Raw genomic sequence first — 14,308 nt, 5'->3', positions numbered from 1 at the left:
TGATGCCCGGGTGCCGCCACAGGCGCCCGGGATCCCCATCACCCACCATCCGATACCCGCGACAGACGGGCCCAAGGAGGAGACATGAGCAGCACTGCCCCTTTGACCGAAGGGAACCTGATGTGGACGCCGTCCGGGGCGTTCCGCGACAGCAGCCAGATCGCCGCCTTCATGCGCTGGCTGCGCGCCGAGCGCGGTCTCGCCTTTGACGACTACGACAGCCTGTGGCAGTGGTCCGTCACCGAGCTGGAAGCCTTCTGGGACGCGGTGCGCGCCTACTTCGACGTCCATTTCGACACGCCCGCGGCGCAGGTGCTGGACCGGCGCACCATGCCGGGCGCGCGCTGGTTCGAGGGCGCCACGCTGAACTATGTGCAGCAGGTGTTCCGCCACGCAGGCACAGGCGCTGCCCGCGAGCGCACCGCCATCCGCTATGCCGGCGAAGCGCAGCCACTGACGGATATCAGCTGGGCTACCCTCGAAGCCCAGGTCGCCTCGCTGGCGCATTCGCTGCGCCAGATGGGCGTGCAGCGCGGCGACCGCATTGCCGGCTACCTGCCCAATATCCCCGCCACCATCGTCGCCTTCCTGGCCACCGCCAGCCTGGGCGCGGTCTGGTCCGGCTGCGCGCCCGACATGGGCCAGGTGGCGGTGATCGACCGCTTCCGCCAGATAGGGCCGAAGGTGCTGATCGCCGTCGACGGCTACCGCTATGGCGGCAAGCTCTACGAGCGCGGGCCGGTGCTGGCGGACCTGGTAGCCGCCCTGCCCTCGCTGACCGACCTGGTGCTGGTGCCGCAAGTCGGCGCGAGCGTACCCGCGCCGTCCGGCATACGCACCCATGCGTGGCCGGACGTGCTCGCGCACGACGTGCCGCTGACTATCGAGCCGGTGCCCTTCGACCATCCGCTGTGGATCGTCTACTCCTCCGGCACCACCGGCATGCCCAAGCCGATCGTGCATGGCCACGGCGGCATCGTCATCGAGCAGCTCAAGCTGATGGCGTTCCACAACAACCTCGGCCCGGACGACGTCTTCCACTGGTACAGCAGCAGCGGCTGGATCATGTGGAACGCGCAGGTCGCCGGCCTGCTGCTCGGCACCACCATCGCACTCTATGACGGCAACCCGGCCTGGCCCGACGCCGGCGTGCTGTGGCGCTTTGTCGACGATGCCGGCGTGACCATGTTCGGGGCCGGCGCGGCGTTCTTCACCAGCTGCATGAAGGCGGGCATCGAGCCGGCGCGCATCGCCGACCTGTCGCGGCTGCACGGCCTGGGCTCGACCGGCTCGCCGCTGCCGGTCGAGGCCTACGACTGGATCTACCGCCACGTGCGCGAAGACATCTGGCTGGTGCCGATGTCGGGCGGCACCGACTTTGCCGGCTCGTTCGTGGCGGGCTGCCCGCTGCTGCCGGTCTATTCGGGCGAGATGCAGTGCCGCTGCCTGGGCGCCAAGGTGCAGGCGTTCGACGACAACGGGCAGGCGCTGACTGACCAGGTCGGCGAGCTGGTCTGCACCGAGCCGATGCCGTCGATGCCGCTGTTCCTGTGGGGCGATGCCGACGGCAAGCGCTACCGCGACAGCTATTTCGACACCTATCCCGGCGCCTGGCGGCATGGCGACTGGATCAGGATCACGCCGCGCGGGGGCGCGGTGATCTACGGGCGTTCGGACGCCACCATCAACCGCCACGGCATCCGCATGGGCACCAGCGAGCTGTACCGCGTGGTGGAAGACCGGCCGGAAGTGCTCGACAGCATGGTGGTCGACCTGGAATACCTGGGCCGCGAGTCCTACATGCCGCTGTTCGTGGTACTGCGCGAAGGGCTGGTGCTCGACGACGCACTGCGCGACACCCTGCGCGCGCGCATCCGCGAGGCGCTGTCGTCGCGCCACGTGCCCAACGAGATCGTGCAGGTGCCGGGCGTGCCGCGCACGCTGTCGGGCAAGAAGATGGAAGTGCCGATCAAGAAGCTGCTGCTCGGCCACGCGCCGGCCAGCATCGCCAACCGCGATGCCATGGCCAACCCGGATACGCTCGACTGGTACTTCGACTACGCCGCGCGTTTCCTGCAGGCGCGGCAAGCCGAGTCCGCCACGGCGTAGGCAGCGGCGGCGGCTAGAACTCGACGTCCAGCTCGCTGATCTCGTCGGGTTCCGCGCGCGCCGCCGCAATCCACTCCTGCAGCTCCGGCATCGCCAGGATCTGCTTGCAGTAGGAAACCGGCTCCGGGTCGAGCATCACGCCGTAGGTCACAAAGCGCGTCACCACCGGCGCGTACATGGCATCGGCCATGGTGCGCGAGCCAAACAGGTAAGGCCCGCCATAGCGCGTCAGGCACTCGGTCCAGATGGCCGTGATGCGGTCGATGTCCGCCTGCGCGCGTGACCACACCTTCATCCCCGGGAAATTCCCCTTCAGGTTCATCGGCAGCGCCGAGCGCATCGCCGCAAACCCGGAGTGCATCTCGCCGCAGATGGCGCGGCAGTGCGCGCGCGCGGCGCGGTCCTCGGGCAGCAGGCCGGCCTTGGGACGGATCTCGTTCAGGTATTCGGCGATGGCGAGCGTGTCCCAGACCGTCACACCCTGGTGGCGCAGGCAGGGCACCAGGATCGACGGCGACAGCAGCAGGATTTCGGCGCGGGCGGCGGCATCGTCCGGCGGGACCAGCACTTCCTCGAACTCCAGGCCGGCAAAGCGGGCCAGCAGCCAGCCGCGCAGCGACCACGACGAATAGGTCTTGCTGCTGATAGTGAGTGTGGTCTTGCTCATCACGCCTCCTTAGCGGCGCACTGGGACGGTGCACTGGTGCGGCACCGTTCGTACCGTTCGTACCATTGGGCACCAGTCTGATGCCTGCGCCCCCGGCAACCATCATGAAACGATGCTTGGCCGCTGCGGCGGGCGCAGCTTGCACAACTTTGCGCAGGCATCGCTGCCTTGCGCGTGGCACCGCGCAAAGCGCATGCCAAGCGCGCGCAAATGGCATATATATTGCGGGTTGGGGACACCAGAACCACGGGGGCCCAGTCATGCTGTATTACGCGTACCAGACCTACGCGGACATCATACTGCCGGCATGCACGCTGGCGGAACTGGCCGCGGCAACGCTGGCCGCCCAACCCAGGACGAGCGGCTTCGATACCGTACGCACGCTGCGCGCCGCCTGCGAGATCATCGCGCTCGGGCGCCTGACCCACCATCGCCCGGCCTTCGGCATCGACAGCGCGATGGTCGCCGGCCGGCCGGTGCCGGTCACCGAGGAAGTGGTGCTGCGCACGCCGTTCTGCTCCCTGCTGCACTTCCGCCGCCAGGGCATCGGCGGCCAGCCGCGCGTGCTGCTGGTGGCGCCGATGTCCGGCCACTTTGCCACCTTGTTGCGCGGCACCGCGCAGACCATGCTGGCCGACCACGACGTCTATATCACCGACTGGCACAATCCGCGCGATATCCCGCTGGTGGCCGGGCGCTTCGGCTTCGATGAATTCGTGCAGCACCTGATCCACTTCCTGCAGGCGCTCGGCGGCGGCACGCACGTCGTGGCGGTGTGCCAGCCTACCGTGGCCGCACTGGCGGCGGCGGCCATCATGGCCGAGGACGGCGATCCCGCCCAGCCGCCCAGCCTGACGCTGATGGCCGGCCCGATCGACGCGCGCGTCAACCCGACCAAGGTCAACGAACTGGCCATCAGCCAGCCGCTCGACTGGTTCGAGCGCACGCTGATCGGCATGGTGCCGCTGCGCTTCGCCGGCGGCATGCGGCGCGTCTACCCTGGCCATGTGCAGCTGCTGGCGTTCATGAGCATGAACCTGGAGCGTCATGAGCAGGCGTTGCGCGACCTCTACGCCTATCGCGAGCGCGGCGAGCACGACAAGGCCGACGCCATCCGCGACTTCTATGTCGAATACTTCGCCACCATGGACCTGACGGCGGAGTTCTACCTGGAGACCGTCAGCCTGGTATTCCAGCGCTTCCTGCTGGCGCAGGGGCTGCTCGACGTCGCCGGACGCCGCGTGTGCACGCGCGCCATCCGCCGCACCGCGCTGCTCACGGTCGAGGGCGAGCGCGACGACATCTGCGCCATCGGCCAGACCATGGCGGCGCAGGACCTCTGCCCGAGCCTGCGGCCTTACATGCGGATGCATCACGTGCAAACCGGGGTCGGCCACTATGGCGTGTTCAACGGCAAGCGCTGGGAAACGCAGGTGTACCCGCTGGTGCGCAATACCATCTACACGAGTGGCTGAGCCTTGCCCCTGCTCACGGCCTGGCATCGCGCTGGCTTATCATGGCGGCTGCTCGCGCCGCCACGGCGCCCAGGAACACCATGCCATTGCTCCAGACACAAGACTTCCAGGGCCAGACGCTGGTCCGGGTCGGCGATGCCGACAACTTCCTGCTGCTCGCCCCGCAATACGGCGGGCGCCTGGTGCGCTGGGTGCACCGCGGCGAGGACATTCTCTACTGGCCCGACAACGCCGACTGGAGCCGCCCGGCCAAGGTGCGCGGGGGCAATCCGCTGCTGTTCCCGTTTATCGGCCGGCACTTCGTGGACGGCGTCGCCGGGCAGTGGCGCGACCGGCAAGGCACCGTGCACGCGCTGGCGCAGCATGGCTTTGCGCGCGACCTGCCATTCGAAGCCGGCGCCACCGATGCAGCCGGGTCGATCACCATGACGCTGCGCGACAGCGCGCAGACGCGGCAAGGCTACCCCTATGCCTTCGTGTTCGACGCGGTGTACGCGCTGCTGCCCGACGGGCTGGAGGTGACGCTGCGCACCACCAACACCGGGGACCAGCCGCTGCCCTGCTATCCCGGCCACCACTTCTACTTTGCGCTGCCGCATGCGCAGCGTGCCGCGTCGAAGGTGGCCTTGCCGCCCGCCGATCGCGTGCGCCAGTTGCCCGACGGCGCGCCGGGCCCGGCCGACGCGGGCGAGCCGGCCTACCGGCTCGACGACCCGCGCCTGCAGGACACCTACCACGTCTTCCGCGGCGCTGCCGGCGCCATGCTGTCGATGCCGGCGCGCACCATCGCCTTCGAACTCGAGGTTGCTGGCAGCGTGCGCTGGCACGCCGTTACGACGTGGTCCGAAAGCGAACAGTCTGATTTCTATTGCGTGGAACCGTGGGTGGGACTGCCCGACGCGATCCACCACGGACAGGGACTGCGCTGGCTGGCACCGGGCCAGTCGGAAAGCGCCGTGTGCCGGCTGCGCGTGACTGGCTGAGCCGTAACGCCGTAACGCCGTAACGCCGTAACGCCGTAACGCCCGGGCGGCAGCTCAGCGCTCGAAATCCAGCCCGCCGATCAGGATGGCCGGATCCGTCTGCGACAGCGAGCCAAAATCGATGCCGCGCGGCTCCTGCCACGCGCGCAGCTTGCCCGGCAGCGCCGCCAGATAACCGGCAAAGCGCGCCTCGCCTCCGGCGCCAAACAGCCGCTGCACCTCCAGCCCATCCCACGCCAGCGTGACGTCGAGCGGATGCGCATGGCGCCGCAATTCAGCCGGCCCGTCGCCCGTCATGCGCAGACGCGGCGGGCGGTTCGGGGCCTCGGCGGGCAAGGCATGCAGCTGCACGCGCCGGTGCTGCTTGCCGATGGCATCGACGATGCGGGGCAGGCATTCCGCTTCAAAGCGGCCGTAAAAGTCCGTGGTCAAGGTGGGGGCGTCCTGACGTTGCGAGTGGTAGTCATCGAAGGCCGTATGGCGGCAGGCCAGCGTGCCAGCCACTATACGCCGCCGCGGGCGCCACGCACCGCCCAAAGCGGGAGTGGCACAAAAGACACCTTGATTCCAGCCCGGCATGCCGCCGACTTGCGCTCCCTTGCCGATCCCGAATAGAATCACGGCTCCGCGGGCGTCGTATAATGGCCATTACCTTAGCTTCCCAAGCTAAAGACGTGGGTTCGATTCCCATCGCCCGCTCCACCTCAAGTCGAGACAAGCCGCCATTGCCACCGTTAACACTGTTACGGTGATCTGCCCGGCGGCTTTTTTGTTGCCATGCTTCCCCAAGATCCCAGCACCGGACCGACGCCGGCCGATGACGCCACGCCGGTGGACAACGCCCAGCAGCCGTCCGCCCCTTCCCCTGCCGACCCCGAAGGCGTTGCGCATCCGCGCCGCATCCGCTCGTTCGTGCGCCGTGCCGGGCGGACGTCGACCGGTCAGCAGCGCGCCATCGACGAGGTCGGCCCGCGCATGCTGGTGCCGTACGCGCCGCAGCCGCTGGACTGGGAAGCCACGTTCGGCCGCAAGGCGCCGTCGATCCTGGAGATCGGCTTCGGCATGGGCGAGACCACCGCGCATATCGCCGGGTTGCGCCCGCAGGACAATTTCCTGGGCTGCGAGGTGCATGAGCCCGGCGTGGGCGCCCTGCTCAAGCTGATCGACGAGCGCGAGCTGGAGAACATCCGCATCCTGCAGCACGACGCGGTCGAGGTCATCGCCCATATGCTGACCGACGACAGCCTGGACGGCGTGCATATCTATTTCCCGGACCCGTGGCACAAGAAGCGCCATAACAAGCGCCGGCTGGTGCAGCCGCCGCTGGTGAAGCTGCTGGCGGCGCGGCTGAAGCCCGGTGGCTATATCCACTGCGCGACCGACTGGGAAGAGTACGCGCACCAGATGGTCGAGGTGCTGGCGGGTGAACCGCTGCTGGAGAACACCTCCAGCGCGGCGGATGGCTTTTCCGAGCGGCCGGACTACCGTCCGGTGACCAAGTTCGAGCGCCGCGGCGTGCGGCTCGGGCACGGGGTGTGGGACGTGGTGTTCCGCAAGCGGGCCTAAGCGGGCCTGAGCGCAGCCGCAAGGCACAAACAAAAAGCGTGGCAAGTGCCACGCTTTTTTGTTGTCCGGATGTTCGCCCCGCTTACGCGTGCCAGGACACCAGGCCGGAGTAGGCGGTGAACAGCACCACGATGCCGAACGCAATGCGATACCACGCAAACGGCTTGAAATCGTGCGTGGCGACAAAACGCAGCAGCCAGCGCACGCACAGGAACGCAGACAGGAAGGCGAAGACAAAGCCGACCGCGAAGACGCCGAGGTCGTCCGCGTCCAGCAGCGCACGCGCCTTGTACAGCTCATAGACCGTCGCGCCAAAGATCACCGGGATCGCGAGGAAGAACGAAAACTCCGTCGCCACCTGCCGCGACAGCCCGAACAGCATGCCACCGATGATGGTGGCACCCGAGCGCGAGGTGCCCGGCACCAGCGCGAAGCACTGCGCCAGGCCCACCTTGAGGGCATCGCCCCAGTTCAGGTCGTCGACCGATTCGATGCGCGGCGCGCCCGCCTTGGCCGCCTCCAGCAGCGCATTGCCCTGCGGATGCGAGACCGTGCCGCGGCGCGCGTCGCGCCATTCGGCCAGCAGGATCACCACGCCGCCGACGATAAAGGCCAGCGCCACCGAGATCGGGTTGAACAGGTGGGCCTTGATCCATTTGCCGAAGATAAAGGCCAGGATGATCGCCGGCGCGGTCGCGATCACCACGTTGATGGCAAAGCGCTGCGCCTTCGGCTCCGAGCCCAGCCCGCGCACCACGCTGCCGATGCGGGCACGGAATTCCCAGCAGACTGCCAGGATGGCGCCGAACTGGATCACGATCTCGAAGATCTTGCCCTTTTCGTCGTTGAAGTCGAGCAATTGGCCCGCCAGGATCAGGTGGCCGGTACTCGAGATGGGAAGGAACTCGGTCAGTCCTTCGACAATGCCGAGGATCACGGCTTTCAGGGCAAGTGCGATTTCCATGCGGAACGGAGAAACGTTGTCATCGGCGTTGCCCGGCATGCGCCGGACCGCCTGGTTTGTTGTTCGAGCGCCCGGCTACCCGAGGGCGATCAGGGGCGGTTGACCTTGACGTTGATGCCGTCAGGCAAAACGGTGATTGTACCGGGCTCGACCTGCGTGCCGGCAACGCGCAGCTGGTCTTCCCGGAACGTATAGAGCGGATAGTCCTGCAGCAGCTGCTCGGCCAGGATGCCACCCAGCGCATTGAGCTGGCGCGAGAACTGCGCCGGCATGCCCTGCACGTCGAAACGCCGCACTTCAGGGTCCTGCAGTACCACCGAGCGCGTCGGCGCGTCATAGCGCAGCCCGCTGTCCAGCGCGAAGCGCCCCGTCAGCGCCTGGCGGAAGAACAGCTTGTTGTCGATGACGGCGTCGAATTGCACGTTGACGCGGTTGCGCACCGGGTCCAGCGTCAGTTGCGGATTGGTGAGCTGGATGTCGAACAGCTCCATATAGCGCTTGTTAAACGGGAACTTGCGCTCCAGCGCGGCCTGCAGCTGGCTTTGCGAGAACGTGTACTCGTTGCGGAACGCGCCGCAGGCGGCGAGGCCGGCGGCCAGCGCGGTGGCGCCAGCGACGGCCAGCCAGCGCCGTCGGGAAGTCCGGATCATGTTGCCTCCGAGTTCAGGAGTTGGGCGGGCGTGCCGGCACTATGGCAGGCGTCACCTGCGCGAGCCGGGCCGTGCAGGCGTGGCCTGTGGCGCGGTCAGGATTTCGAGTCGGGTCAGCCAGCGCAGCGCGGCTTCGCGCGAGTCGCCGCACATTTCCGCCGCGGGCTTCAGGCCGGCGCAGAACGCCGGCCGGTCAGGGCGGCCGAACACCGCGCAGCGCATGTCGGGCAGCAACTGCGCGCACGGCACGCCCGCTGGCTTGCCCTCGGGCATGCCCGGCAGGGCCGAGGCAATCGACGGGGCAATGCAACAGGCGCCGCAGCCAGCGCGGCAGGAAAGGTGTGACCGGCAACTCATCGCAATGGTTCAGGGAGGCCGCGGCAGGGCATGGCAAGCCAGGCGGCTGACATCAAGGCGCCATTGTGCCCGAAGCGCCGCCATCCTCCTGTAAGAAAAGGAAAACGCCATGTGCGCGATCGAACCGGCTGGCCCCGTAAGGGCCGCCATGCGCGCCCCCGGCATCACATGTCTCGGATTCGCCTCGGTGCGTACCCTAGCCCGCCCCGGCCGCGCTTGACCCTCACATGGCGCTACTCTACATTACTGACCCACAAGTTATTAACATCCCACCCCGCCCCACCGTGCCCCGCAGTCCTCGCAAGACACCCGTGAAAACACCCGTCGAACCGCACAAGGATGCCGATGCGCCGCGCTGGAGCCGGCGCAAGGCCGCGCGCCCGCAGGAGCTGGTCGCGGCGGCGCTCGACCTGTTCGTGGAGCGCGGCTACGCGGCCACGCGCCTGGAAGACGTGGCGGCGGCCGCCGGGGTGTCCAAGGGCACGGTCTACCTGTACTTCGCCAACAAGGAAGAACTGTTCAAGTCCGTGGTGCGTGAGAACCTGGTCCCGGCCCTGTCGCGCGGCACCGAGCTGGTCGACCGCTACGAGGGCAGCACCCCGGAACTGCTGCGCGAGCTGCTGCGCGGCTGGTGGGGCCTGATCGGCGCCACGCGGGTGGCCGGGATCACGAAGCTGATCATGGCCGAGTCGGCCAACTTCCCCGACATCGCCCGCTTCTATAACAAAGAGGTGATGATGCCGGGCGACGAGCTGTTCGCCAGGGTGCTGGCGCGCGGCGTGGCGCGCGGCGAGTTCCGCCCGGTGCCGGCCAACCCCACCACCACGCTGATCTGCGCCCCGCTGGTGTTCCTGATGCTGTGGCAGCGCGCGCTGCGCGCCACCTCTGAAAAGGACATCGACCCCGAGGTCTTCCTCGACCATCTGCTCGACACGCTGCTGTTCGGCTTGACCACCGGCGAGGCGCGCGAGCGCCCGCTGCCGCCGCAGCAAGGCCCCTACGTGTGGGAGCGCATCCGCGACGAGATGCTGGCGCAAAGCGGCGGGGATACGGACGGCGGTGCTGACGGTGCTGACGGCAGTGCGGACGGCGATGCCGCCAACGACCCGGGCACGCGCCCGCGAAAGCCGACATGAAACGAAAGACCCTGCTCATCGCTGTAGCCTGCGTCATCGTGGTGCTGAGCGCCGTGGCCGCCGTGCGCAAGGCCGGCAGCGCGCGCCAGCCGCAAGCGCCAGTACAAGCCGCCGCGAACGTGGTGGAGTTCCTGCAGGCCGACCTCTTCAACGTGGGCCGCCAGAACCTGCAGGTGTCGCTGCCGCTGTCGGGCAGCCTGCGCGCGCTGAACCAGGCATCGGTCAAGGCCAAGGTCTCGGGCGAGGTGCAGCAGGTGCTGGTGCGCGAAGGCGAGCCGGTGCGCGCCGGACAGGTGATCGCGCGCATCGACCCGACCGAGTACGAGGCCAGGGTGGCGCAGGCGCGCGGGCAGATGCTGGCCATGCAAGGGCAGTTCCAGAACTCGCGCCAGACCTGGGAGCGCAACCGCGAACTGGTCGGCAAGGGCTTTATCTCGAAGACCGCGTTCGACAAGTTCCAGTCCGACCTCGACGTGGCCCGCGCTAATCTCGATGCCGCCCAGGGCGCCCTGGCGGTGGCGCAGAAGGCGCTGGCCGACACCGTGGTCAAGGCCCCGCTCGACGGCATGGTCGCCGCGCGCGCGGTGCAGCCGGGCGAGAAGGTGTCGCCGGATACGCGCCTGGTCGATGTGGTCGACCTGCGCGTGCTGGAACTGGAGGCGCCGGTGCCGATGGCCGACGTGGCGCGCGCCAGCGCCGGCCAGGCGGTCGAACTCGACGTGGAAGGCGCCGGGCGCTTTACCGGCAAGCTAGTGCGGATCAACCCGGCCGTCATGCAGGGCACCCGCAGCATCATGGTCTACGTGCGCGTGGAGAATGCCAACGCGAAGCTGCGCGCCGGCATGTTCGCGCGCGGCGCGCTGGTGCTGGGGCAGCGGTCCGGCGTGGTGGCGGTGCCGGCCTCGGCCCTGCGCATGGAAGGCGAGCGTGCCTTCGTCTATGCCATCGACAAGGACGTGCTGGCCGAGCGCCCGGTGCAGCTGGGCGTGCGCGACGAAGGCAGCGGGATGGTGGAGATCGTCTCCGGTCTCGACGCCGGCACCGAGATCGTGCGCACCAACCTCGGCACGCTGCGCAGCGGCAGCCAGGTGCGGCGCGTGAATGACGTGAAAGCGTGAAGGCCTGACGCTTAGCCACGAACCGGAACGCGCCCCATGTGGTTCACTCGCCTGTCCATCCGCAACCCGGTGCTGGCCACCATGATGATGATGGCCTTCATCGTGGTCGGGCTGTTCTCCTACCAGCGCCTGCCGGTCGACCAGTTCCCCGATATCACCTTCCCGGTGGTGGTGGTACAGACCGAATACCCGGGCGCCGCGCCGGAATCGGTGGAATCCGACGTCACCCGCAAGGTCGAGGAGATCGTCAACACCATCTCCGGCATCGACGAGATCTTCTCGCACTCGTACCAGGGCACCTCGGTCGTCGTCATCAAGTTCGACCTCAGCGTCGATGTCGGCCAGGCCGCGCAGGACGTGCGCGACAAGATCGCGCTGATCCGGCCGCAGTTCCGCGACGAGGTCAAGGACCCGCGCGTGCTGCGCTACGACCCGTCCGACGCGCCGATCTTCTACCTGTCGGTGTCCAATGCCCCGGGCGCCAACCGCAGCCAGCGCGAGCTGACCACCATCGCAGACCAGATCGTGCGCAAGCGGCTGGAAACGGTGCGCGGCGTGGGTGCGATCAATCTCGTCGGCGGCACCAAGCGCGAGGTCGAGATCCGCATCCGTCCCGCGCAGCTGGAAGCGCTGGGTATCGGCGTCGACCAGGTAATGAACGCGATCCGCAACGAGAACCAGGAGCTGCCCGCGGGCGAGTTGCGGTCCTCGTCCACCGAGACCGTGGTGCAGATCAAGGGCCGCGTGCCCACGCCCGACGCCTTCCGCAAGATCATCGTGGCGCGCCGCGCCGGCCAGCCGGTCACGCTGGGCGAGATCGCCGACGTGCGCGACGGGCAGGAAGAACAGGAAAGCCTGGCGCTGCTCGATGGCAAGCGCGCCCTCTTCCTGTCGGTGGTGAAGGCGCAGGGCCAGAACACCGTCGATACCGTCGACGGCCTGGTGCGCATGACCGATGAGGTGCGCAAGCTGGTGCCTGCCGACGTGCAGCTCAACGTGGTCAACGACACCGCGCGCGGCATCCGCAGCAGCGTGAAGGAGGTGCGCTCCACGCTGCTGGAAGGCGCGTTCCTGACGGTGGCGATCGTGTTCCTGTTCCTCGGCTCTTGGCGCAGCACGGTCATCACCGGCCTGACGCTGCCGATCGCGCTGATCGGCACTTTCGGCGTGATGTACATGTGCGGCTTCACGCTCAATGTGATCACGCTGATGGCGCTGTCGCTGTGCGTGGGCCTGCTGATCGACGATGCCATCGTGGTGCGCGAGAACATCGTGCGCCACAACCTGATGGGCAAGGACCACCGCAGCGCGGCGCTGGACGGCACCAACGAGATCGGGCTGGCGGTGCTGGCCACCACCTTCTCGATCGTGGCGGTGTTCCTGCCGGTGGGCTTCATGGGCGGGATCATCGGGCGCTTCTTCCACCAGTTCGGCATTACGGTGGTGGCTGCCGTGCTGATCTCGATGTTCGTCTCGTTCACGCTGGACCCGATGCTGTCGTCGGTCTGGCACGATCCCGACCTGCACGGCACCGGCAACAAGAAGAGCTGGTACGGACGCACCATCGGCCGGATGCTCGACTGGTTCTCGGCGCGCATGGACCGCCTCGGCGACGGCTATGCCGCGATGCTGGGCTGGGCGCTCAAGCACCGGCTGGCGACCGCGATCATCGCGGCGGTGACGTTCTTCGGCAGCTTTGCGCTGGTGCCGCTGATCGGCACGGAATTCGTGCCCAACGCGGACCTGGGCGAGACGCAGGTCGGGTTCACCACGCCGGTGGGCACGTCAATCGAAATCACCGAGGCCAAGGTGCGGCAGGTGGAAACCGCGCTGAAATCCTTCCCGGAAGTCGCCTACACCTACGCCACCATCAACTCGGGCAACGCCTCGGGCCGCAACAACGCGCTGGTCTCGGTGCGCCTGACCGAGCGGCGCGCACGCAAGCTCTCGACCGCGCAGCTCAACCCGCTGATCCGCGAGCGGCTGGCCGGCATCGCGGGCATCACGCTGACCATGGTCGGCATGCCCGACGGCGCGGGCGGCCAGAAGGCGATCCAGGTGTCGATCCAGGGCGACGACCTCAACGAACTGCGCCGGCTGTCGCAGGAAGCCGGCAAGCGCATGCGGGCGATCCCCAGCCTGGCCGACCTGGATTCGAGCATGAAGGACGACCGTCCCACCATCGAGATCCGCATCCGCCGCGAACTGGCCTCGGACCTGGGCGTGGGCGTGGCGCAGATCGGCAACGCCCTGCGCCCGCTGCTGGCGGGCGATGCCATCAGCTCGTGGCGCGCGCCCGATGACGAGAACTACGACGTGCGCGTGCGCCTGCCCCGGGACGCCCGCACCGGCATGGCCGACCTGAGCGCGCTGATGATCGCCAGCAGCCAGGCCAACGCCGACGGCTCGCCGAAGATGGTGCCGCTGCGCCAGATCGCCGAGCTGGTGCCGACCACCGGCGCCAACCAAATCAGCCGGCGCGACCTGAACCGCGAGGTCGAGCTGACCGCCAACGTCGCCGGCCGCTCGGCCGGCGAGGTGGCGCGCGACGTCAAGGCCACGCTGGACGGCATGAACTGGCCGGCGGGCTACAAGTACCGTTTCGGCGGCTCGACCAAGTCGATGAACGAGTCCTTCGGCTACGCCGTGTCGGCGCTGGCGCTGGCGGTGATCTTCATCTACATGATCCTGGCGTCGCAGTTCGCCAGCTTCTTCCAGCCGATCGCGATCATGACCTCGCTGCCGCTCACGCTGGTCGGCGTGTTCGCGGCACTGCTGCTGTTCCGCTCGACGCTGAATATGTTCTCGATCATCGGCTTCATCATGCTGATGGGGCTGGTGACCAAGAATGCGATCTTGCTGGTGGACTTTGCCAACCAGGCGCGGCAGGGTCACGTCGATGGAACTGACGGCAGCGAGGGCCGCCAGCCGTTGTCGCGCGAGGCCGCGCTGGTGGAAGCGGCGCGCGTGCGCCTGCGCCCGATCCTGATGACCACGCTGGCGATGATCTTCGGCATGGTGCCGCTGGCCTTCAGCCTGGGCGAAGGCGCCGAGCAGCGCGCGCCGATGGGCCAGACGGTGATCGGCGGGATCATTACCTCGTCGATCCTGACGCTGGTGGTGGTGCCTGTGATCTATACGTATCTTGATGATTTCGGGGCGTGGTTGCGCCGGCTGTGGCAAGGCAAGGCAGCCGCGCCGTCACCAAGCCACGCCGCGGCCGCGCCCGCCCGTCCGGCCACGCAGGAATTGCCGGGGCCCACGGAGGCCAGCGCGGAATGAA

General features: G+C 68.0%; 12 protein-coding genes and 1 tRNA gene. 8 read left to right on the top strand and 5 right to left on the bottom strand.

Annotated features, from left to right (window positions below; all coding sequences use genetic code 11):
* The first annotated feature begins 84 nt into the window (after window positions 1-84).
* On the top strand, window positions 85-2,109 hold the full coding sequence (locus ACAD63_RS04415; RefSeq protein WP_434033490.1) for an acetoacetate--CoA ligase: 2,025 nt from the start codon (window positions 85-87) through the stop codon (window positions 2,107-2,109).
* Between the two features lie 13 nt (window positions 2,110-2,122).
* Here the strand turns inward: ACAD63_RS04415 and ACAD63_RS04410 are convergent, their stop codons facing one another.
* Entirely contained in the window at window positions 2,123-2,776 is a 654-nt protein-coding gene (locus ACAD63_RS04410) for a glutathione S-transferase family protein (RefSeq protein WP_133092437.1), read from the bottom strand.
* A gap of 260 nt (window positions 2,777-3,036) precedes the next feature.
* On the opposite strand from ACAD63_RS04410, the gene ACAD63_RS04405 reads away from it, so the two are divergent.
* Window positions 3,037-4,251 carry a polyhydroxyalkanoate depolymerase gene (locus ACAD63_RS04405; RefSeq protein ID WP_135705711.1) on the top strand — a complete coding sequence of 405 codons (1,215 nt, stop codon included), beginning with the start codon at window positions 3,037-3,039 and terminating at the stop codon, window positions 4,249-4,251.
* Window positions 4,252-4,331: 80 nt separating this feature from the next.
* Window positions 4,332-5,234 carry an aldose epimerase gene (locus ACAD63_RS04400; RefSeq protein ID WP_135705713.1) on the top strand — a complete coding sequence of 301 codons (903 nt, stop codon included), beginning with the start codon at window positions 4,332-4,334 and terminating at the stop codon, window positions 5,232-5,234.
* 54 nt (window positions 5,235-5,288) lie between these two features.
* Here the strand turns inward: ACAD63_RS04400 and ACAD63_RS04395 are convergent, their stop codons facing one another.
* A complete protein-coding gene (locus ACAD63_RS04395) occupies window positions 5,289-5,666 on the bottom strand; it encodes a DUF5594 family protein (protein ID WP_133092440.1) in 378 nt (125 codons plus the stop codon).
* 195 nt (window positions 5,667-5,861) lie between these two features.
* Here ACAD63_RS04395 and ACAD63_RS04390 point away from each other — a divergent pair.
* Both ACAD63_RS04390 and trmB read left to right on the top strand, forming a co-directional pair.
* Window positions 5,862-5,936 (top strand) — tRNA-Gly (locus tag ACAD63_RS04390).
* A 75-nt stretch (window positions 5,937-6,011) separates the two neighbouring features.
* Entirely contained in the window at window positions 6,012-6,800 is a 789-nt protein-coding gene (gene trmB, locus ACAD63_RS04385) for a tRNA (guanosine(46)-N7)-methyltransferase TrmB (RefSeq protein WP_135705715.1), read from the top strand.
* Between the two features lie 82 nt (window positions 6,801-6,882).
* Here the strand turns inward: trmB and ACAD63_RS04380 are convergent, their stop codons facing one another.
* The 3 genes from ACAD63_RS04380 to ACAD63_RS04370 form a co-directional block, all read right to left on the bottom strand.
* Complete coding sequence (locus ACAD63_RS04380; protein ID WP_135706301.1) at window positions 6,883-7,764, bottom strand: undecaprenyl-diphosphate phosphatase; 882 nt, start codon at window positions 7,762-7,764, stop codon at window positions 6,883-6,885.
* Between the two features lie 89 nt (window positions 7,765-7,853).
* Window positions 7,854-8,414 carry a DUF1439 domain-containing protein gene (locus ACAD63_RS04375; RefSeq protein WP_133092442.1) on the bottom strand — a complete coding sequence of 187 codons (561 nt, stop codon included), beginning with the start codon at window positions 8,412-8,414 and terminating at the stop codon, window positions 7,854-7,856.
* A gap of 51 nt (window positions 8,415-8,465) precedes the next feature.
* On the bottom strand, window positions 8,466-8,771 hold the full coding sequence (locus tag ACAD63_RS04370; protein ID WP_434033489.1) for a YkgJ family cysteine cluster protein: 306 nt from the start codon (window positions 8,769-8,771) through the stop codon (window positions 8,466-8,468).
* Window positions 8,772-9,055: 284 nt separating this feature from the next.
* On the opposite strand from ACAD63_RS04370, the gene ACAD63_RS04365 reads away from it, so the two are divergent.
* Genes ACAD63_RS04365 through ACAD63_RS04355 form a run of 3 tightly spaced genes read left to right on the top strand, consistent with a single transcriptional unit; the run spans window position 9,056 to window position 14,307 of the window.
* Window positions 9,056-9,907, top strand: a complete 852-nt coding sequence (locus ACAD63_RS04365) for a TetR/AcrR family transcriptional regulator (protein ID WP_240745895.1) — start codon at window positions 9,056-9,058, stop codon at window positions 9,905-9,907.
* The gene (locus tag ACAD63_RS04360; protein WP_434033488.1) at window positions 9,904-11,025 is read left to right on the top strand and encodes an efflux RND transporter periplasmic adaptor subunit; all 1,122 of its coding nucleotides are present in this window, start codon (window positions 9,904-9,906) and stop codon (window positions 11,023-11,025) included. Before ACAD63_RS04365 ends, ACAD63_RS04360 begins: the two co-directional genes overlap by 4 nt.
* 36 nt (window positions 11,026-11,061) lie before the next feature.
* On the top strand, window positions 11,062-14,307 hold the full coding sequence (locus ACAD63_RS04355; RefSeq protein ID WP_434033487.1) for an efflux RND transporter permease subunit: 3,246 nt from the start codon (window positions 11,062-11,064) through the stop codon (window positions 14,305-14,307).
* Window position 14,308: the final 1 nt, after the last annotated feature.

Source organism: Cupriavidus sp. a3 (assembly GCF_051015765.1).
GTDB classification, from domain to species: domain Bacteria; phylum Pseudomonadota; class Gammaproteobacteria; order Burkholderiales; family Burkholderiaceae; genus Cupriavidus; species Cupriavidus oxalaticus_A.
The sequence above is the reverse complement of the archived record's forward strand: the minus strand, read 5'-3'. Positions and strand labels throughout refer to the sequence as shown.